We start from the raw sequence: 5,712 nt of genomic DNA on the forward strand, positions 1-5,712 counted from the left end.
GCATTGTCGGCCAGTGCTACCGCTCCGGCCCACGAGCCCCGCGGCAACATCCTGTCGCGGGTGGTCGAGGGACTTCTTGATCTGCCTAATCTTCCGGGACTGAGGCAAAACCACGAGGCCTTGCAGACCGAGAACAGCGCCTTGAAGGCACAGCTGGCCGCCGTTGGCGCTGAACTGAAAGCCGCGCGTGACCAGATCGCGGCCTTCCAACGGCGCGGGCGATAAGCGATGGCTTTCGTCAGACGGCCGCCACTCGGCTTGGGAGGCACGTGAATCGTGGGCGCGCTTCGCTTCCTCCTGGCCATGTCGGTGCTTACCGCCCATCTGGCCTTCTATCCTTCAGGGCTCCCTCACCCGCTCAATCCTGACGTCGCGGTTCAGGGCTTCTATATCGTCTCGGGCTTCCTGATCACGCTGGTCCTTCACGAGAAATACAGCGGCTCGCTGTGGCTGTTCTACTCCAATCGGGCGCTGCGGATCTTTCCGATCTACTGGGCGACGATGATCCTATATCTGGTCGTCGACGTCTCGGTCGACAGCGGAGCCTTCTCCGCCGCACCGGCGGGGCTCGAAGCCTACCGCCTGCCCACCGTCACGTCGTGGATTGCGCAGAGTGGCTCCGCGCTGGGACCCCGCTCCATCCTATTGCTCGTCCTGACCAACACCTTCATTTTCGGCCAGGACTTTTTGGCCTTGATCCGGAAGGACGGCACGTTCTCGGCCACACCCGACCTGTTCTACCACCTCTTCATCGTCATCCGTGTGGCCTGGACGCTGGCCATCGAGCTCGGCTTCTATCTCATCGCGCCATTCGTCGTCAGGCGCGTCCGCTTCATCCTCTGGCTGATGGCGGCGTCGCTGCTGGCCCAGTTGCTATGCTACAAGACTTCGGCGCTCGACCCCGGTTGGTATTCGCGCATCTTCCCGTTCGCGCTCGCCTGGTTCATGGCCGGCGCGCTTGCCTACCACGGCTATGTTTGGTTGCGCCTACGGAGCAAAGAGCGTGCCGTCAAGCGGTACGCAATCGCGGCCACGCTCGCTGTCGCGCTGCTGACCATCGCCTATCCATGGCTGCCCGTGGCCCGGCCGCTCTATCTGTTCGGCGAGGCGCTCTGCCTGCCCGGCGTGGTCCTGCTCGGCCGCTCGAACCCGCTGGACAAGGTTTTGGGCGACCTGTCCTACCCGGTCTACCTGATCCACCCGCTATTCATGATCGTCATCCTGCCGACGCCGCAGGTCGTTCCTGTCGTGCTCAGCCTCGGCCTCGCCTACCTGCTCACCGTCCTCTTGGAAAAGCCGCTGGACCTCTATCGCCAGTCGCGGGTGTCGCCGCATCCAGCGGAATAGAATGGAGAGGCGAGACCCGGCCCGCGCACTATTGGTAACGAACCTGAGCAATCTCGGCTGGCGTCTTCCCGGCCAAGAGACCGCCATAGAGCGCCTCGTAGGCCGCCACGCAGGTCTCGAGGCTGAAATGCGCCGCGACGCGGCGGCGTCCTGCCGCTCCGTAGCGCCGCCGCAGCTCGGCGTCCGATGCGAGGCGCAGAATGGCCGCCGCCAGCGCTTCCGGATCATGCGGCGCGACCACAAGCCCGGTCTCGCCGTCGACCACGGCTTCGGCGTTGCCGCCGACGTTGGTCACGATCATCGGAAGTCCGGCCTGCATGCCCTCGATGACCGCGTTGGAAAACCCTTCCTGGTGCGAGGCCAGGATCGCGATGTCGCTGGCAGTGAGCAGGTCCGGGATGTCGGAGCGGACCCCGAGCAGCGATATCTGTGCGTCCAGTCCGACCGCCTCCGCCCGCGACCGGATGTCAGCGCCAAGGCCGTCGTCCCGCCCCACGGCCAGAAGCCGCCAGCTGGCCGGCATTTGGTTCTTGATGCGGCCCAGCGCCTCGATCAGATCGAGATGCCCCTTGTAGGCGATCAGGTTGGCAATGACGACCAGGACGAGCGCGTCTTCATCAATCCCGAGGCTGCTGCGCGCTTGTGCGCGGTCGGTCACGACAGGGCCCGTGTCGGCGACCCCGTTGTAGATCAGGCCGATCCGGCTGGCATCCACGCCCTCGCCCTCGAGCTGCTTCGCCACGCTGCGGGAATTGGCCAGGACGGCGCTCATCAGCGGGTGAAGGCGCCGCTCGGCACCACCTCCGAGAGGATGGTTCCGCTGATAATCGTTCAGACTGCGGCGGCTCATCACGAGCAGCCTGGTCCGCACCAGAAACGCAAGCGGGGCGCCGATCAGATAGGCTCCGGGCAGAAAGCAATGAACGATCGCAAATCGCCCCTTCACAAGCACGCCAAACAGATGAAGCGCGGCAAGCGGCAGGCGAAGGGCTCCGAGCACGCCACCTGCCCGGTATCTCGCCGCCCCCGGGGGCACCATGACCTTCACGCCGTCGCGGCGCAAAACCTCGGCGAAAGGGCCTTCTCCGCCGGTGCAATAGACCTCGAGATCCCAGCCGCGCGCCCGCAAAATCCCGCAGATCGAGGCCAGATGCCGCTCGGTCCCGCCGACGTCAAGCGAGCTCGTGACGAACAGAATGCCGGCCTTGCCGCGTTTCAGGTCGCGTTGATCCTGTTTCTGCAATTGACGACGTTCCGCGCGCGCCGCAGCAAGGAGCGCCGGGCTGGTCAATGCAGCGGCGGTCGCGCCAGAGTTTTGGGACTTGCGTGCTTAGCAGGGTGGCAAAACCGGGACAACAGCCGGTTCGAAACGAAAAGGCAGCCGATGGCTGCCTTATGGTTACCGTTCCGCGGCTTTTGGGGCCACGGGGGGCGCGTCCTGCACGAAGCCAAGCTCGCGCTCGCGCCGCTCCAGCCATTCGCGTGTCGCGCGTTGGCGCTCGGCCGCTTCGCGATGTTCGGCATAGTCCGCATCCAGCGGGCTGATGAGTTTCAAACCTTGCGTCATGTTGGCCTCCTCCCAACGGCCTCCCTACCAACCGAGATATGGTCGCACTGGCTGGTTTCTACGGGATACGGTTAAATTCTTCGTGTTGAGAGACGACCTCAATTTCCGGATATGATTTAGGCATGACAAAGGGATTAGACGAATTCCAGCTGGTCAGCGCCAGAGCGCTCGACGACATGGCGCGTGATGCAGCGCGAAGCGAACGCAAGCGGGTTCACTTGCTGCTGCACGATGGTCATGAAGATCAGGTCCAGCGCCTGATCATCGTGACGCAGCCTGGGACCTATGTCCGCCCGCATCGCCACCCCGAGCAATGGGAGCTGCTGGCTTTGCTGCGGGGCAGCGGAGACTTCCTGAGGTTCGACGTCGATGGCGGGATTGCGGGCCGCGCCGGCATGGGCGCAGAAGCGCCGGCCGTGCAAATCCCGGCGGGCGTCTGGCACGGCTTCTGGGTGAGAGAGCCCGGCACCGCCGTTTTGGAGGTGAAGCCGGGCCCCTACCGGCCATCGGAATTCGCCGAATGGGCGCCCGCGGAAGGCGATGCGCGGGTCGCCGACTATCTGCGCCAATTGGCGCAGCCGTGACGCGACGAGCGCCTGAACGCCTCAGGCGGTCCAGCAAAGGTCTGCTGCGTGCTGAGCTCCGGGCGCCCTCAGCGCCATTTCGCGCCGGGCACCGGATGTTCCTGGCCGCCGCCCTTGACCTGCTCGGCCATCGCCATGGCCTGCTCGATGCAGTCGTCGATATCGATCGCGTATTGGTAGCTGCCGTGGCGTCCGAGCGAGAACACGCCGGGCGGCATCTCCTGGTGATACTGGTGCGCGCGGGCGATCGCCCACTTCATCGGCAGCGGATAATATTTTCCGTTCATGGACGGGATTTCCATCCCGATCAGCGTCGTCGGCGACTTGTGCAGCGTGAACTTCTTGTACTCGACCAGCCGGGTGTGACGTTCATCGTTGGCGTAATAAAGAAAATACACATGATCCGGGAAAACGTGCTCGGTCGGAAAGACGATCTTGTGAAAGTCCCGTCCAATATAGGGCAGCTCCTCGTAACAATTGTCGAACAGCTGGTCCGGTGAGATCGTGCTCACGATCAGGTCGAAGGTGAGCCTCTCGCCCTTGATCCACACCGTCCGGTTCGGAATGTCGTAGCGCTCGATCCTGGTGCCCAGGAGGACCTTTGCGCCTGCAGTGGCAATGTCGAAATACTGATTGTAGCCATCCGGCGCGTGCGGATAGGCCGACAGCGCCGTATCCCAGGCCGCCCGCGTTCCTTGCTTGATTGCAACACCCTTAGGCGACCAGGTGAACGTGTCGATCTTCTTGTTGTCATCGAGCAACCACATCTTCTTGCTGTATTTCTCGATGAACTTTCCATACAGGATCGGCCCCACCGAACCGATCCAGTAGTCTTCCAGGTTCTTGGCGTTCTCGACGCCCGCAACCTGCTTCAGCTCCTGCTCGATGGCGTCGCGGTCCGGCATCTTCGCGATGTCGTCGCGATGGATCGGAAATCCGTAGAACGCATTGTCCGGCTCGATATAGGTCCAGAACTCATGGTCGAGACAGCGGCGCAGCGGACAATGCTCGTCGAGGTAGTTGTACACGGCCTCGTTCTGCGTGAGGAAATGCCGCGGACCGAACGTATAGGGGTGCCCGCCGTACCAGTTCGTGCGCACGCCTGCGCCGAGATAGGGCAACGCCTCCACGAGCGTGACATCCCAGCCGCCCATCAAGAGCAGCTGGTGGACCGACGCGCAGCCGGCAAAACCTCCACCGATGACCAGGGCCGTTTTCATGTGTCGCCTTATCCTTGCAAGAATACCGATTGACCGTTGATGGGTTCGTTCAAGCGTCCGACGATGCCGCCATCCGCCGCCTCGCTTGCGAAGGCCGCAAGCCGACCGGGACAGGCCTTACCGCACGAGCTATGGCTTCTGCATGACCATCAGGCCGTTGCAGATCGGCAGCGCCAGCCGGAAATAGTTGCTGCGGCTCGCCGCGAGATCCATGAAGGCTTTCACGCCCTCGCCCTTCTCGGTTTTCGGCCGTGAATTCACCGCGTCGCCGTGAAACAGCACGTCGTCGACCAGAATGAGACCGCCGGAGCGGACGCGCGGCTCCAGCACCTCGAAATAATGCGCGTAACGTTCCTTGTTGCCGTCGATGAAGGCGAGATCGAATGGCTGGTCCTGCGGCAACCGGTCGATGATCTCGAAGGCATCGCCCTCGACCACCTCGATGCGGTCCGACAGTCCGTTGGCCGCAAAATTCTTCCGGCAGATGTCGGCGAAATGATCGAACTTCTCGATCGTGATCAGCTTGCCGCCGGGCGGCATGGCGCGCGCCATCGACATCGCCGACAAGCCGATGAACGCGCCGATCTCGATCACGCGCCTGGCCCCGGTCAGCCGGACGATCAGCTCCAGCAGCCGCAGCTGCACCGGGTTGGAGGCCATCTCCTCGACGGTGACCTTGTCCGACAGCACGAGCTTGAAGGTCTCGGTGGCGGGCTTCAATCCGCTGGTGCGGGCAATCAGATCATACAGATCACGATAGTAGTCGGAGCCGGCAAAATACTCGTTGTTGAGCGGCTGGTCGGGAAGGAGCTTGTCCCACAGGGTCAAGGCTTTGCTCATCATCATCAGATCCCTTTGTTGCATCACTTGCGCGGCTTGCCCGAACGCTCTTGTCCCGGCGAAAGATCAGAACGCCCCGATTTGGGCGGATATTGCTGTAGCAGAACGCACCGGTACATCAACTAAGAGCTGCATGCCAAATCTGTCTCCAGGG

7 protein-coding genes are annotated in these 5,712 nt (G+C 62.9%); 3 read left to right on the plus strand and 4 right to left on the minus strand.

Going from position 1 to position 5,712, the window contains the following annotated elements; all coding sequences use genetic code 11:
• Positions 1–225 (plus strand): hypothetical protein (locus tag JOZ76_RS14620; protein ID WP_291699334.1); only part of this gene is annotated, 225 nt, incomplete at its 5' end.
• Positions 226–276: 51 nt separating this feature from the next.
• Complete coding sequence (locus tag JOZ76_RS14625) at positions 277–1,347, plus strand: acyltransferase family protein (protein ID WP_291699335.1); 1,071 nt, start codon at positions 277–279, stop codon at positions 1,345–1,347.
• A gap of 28 nt (positions 1,348–1,375) precedes the next feature.
• Here JOZ76_RS14625 and JOZ76_RS14630 read toward each other — a convergent pair whose 3' ends face one another.
• The gene (locus tag JOZ76_RS14630; protein ID WP_291699336.1) at positions 1,376–2,590 is read right to left on the minus strand and encodes a glycosyltransferase; all 1,215 of its coding nucleotides are present in this window, start codon (positions 2,588–2,590) and stop codon (positions 1,376–1,378) included.
• 156 nt (positions 2,591–2,746) lie between these two features.
• The gene (locus tag JOZ76_RS14635; protein WP_291699337.1) at positions 2,747–2,914 is read right to left on the minus strand and encodes a hypothetical protein; all 168 of its coding nucleotides are present in this window, start codon (positions 2,912–2,914) and stop codon (positions 2,747–2,749) included.
• A gap of 122 nt (positions 2,915–3,036) precedes the next feature.
• Between JOZ76_RS14635 and JOZ76_RS14640 the strand changes: the two genes are divergently transcribed.
• The gene (locus tag JOZ76_RS14640; protein ID WP_291699338.1) at positions 3,037–3,498 is read left to right on the plus strand and encodes a WbuC family cupin fold metalloprotein; all 462 of its coding nucleotides are present in this window, start codon (positions 3,037–3,039) and stop codon (positions 3,496–3,498) included.
• Between the two features lie 68 nt (positions 3,499–3,566).
• On the opposite strand, the gene JOZ76_RS14645 is transcribed toward JOZ76_RS14640, so the two are convergent.
• Complete coding sequence (locus tag JOZ76_RS14645) at positions 3,567–4,718, minus strand: UDP-galactopyranose mutase (protein WP_291699339.1); 1,152 nt, start codon at positions 4,716–4,718, stop codon at positions 3,567–3,569.
• Between the two features lie 129 nt (positions 4,719–4,847).
• On the minus strand, positions 4,848–5,558 hold the full coding sequence (locus JOZ76_RS14650; protein ID WP_291699340.1) for an O-methyltransferase: 711 nt from the start codon (positions 5,556–5,558) through the stop codon (positions 4,848–4,850).
• Positions 5,559–5,712: the final 154 nt, after the last annotated feature.

Source organism: Bradyrhizobium sp., from assembly GCF_019244115.1.
Taxonomy (GTDB): Bacteria; Pseudomonadota; Alphaproteobacteria; order Rhizobiales; family Xanthobacteraceae; genus Bradyrhizobium.

What these genes read in the sequence shown, in the direction of transcription:
- JOZ76_RS14635 (WP_291699337.1), bottom strand. Translation starts at nt 2,914, where the DNA reads ATGACGCAAGGTTTGAAACTCATCAGCCCGCTGGATGCGGACTATGCC.
- JOZ76_RS14640 (WP_291699338.1), top strand. Translation starts at nt 3,037, where the DNA reads ATGACAAAGGGATTAGACGAATTCCAGCTGGTCAGCGCCAGAGCGCTC.
- JOZ76_RS14645 (WP_291699339.1), bottom strand. Translation starts at nt 4,718, where the DNA reads ATGAAAACGGCCCTGGTCATCGGTGGAGGTTTTGCCGGCTGCGCGTCG.
- JOZ76_RS14650 (WP_291699340.1), bottom strand. Translation starts at nt 5,558, where the DNA reads ATGAGCAAAGCCTTGACCCTGTGGGACAAGCTCCTTCCCGACCAGCCG.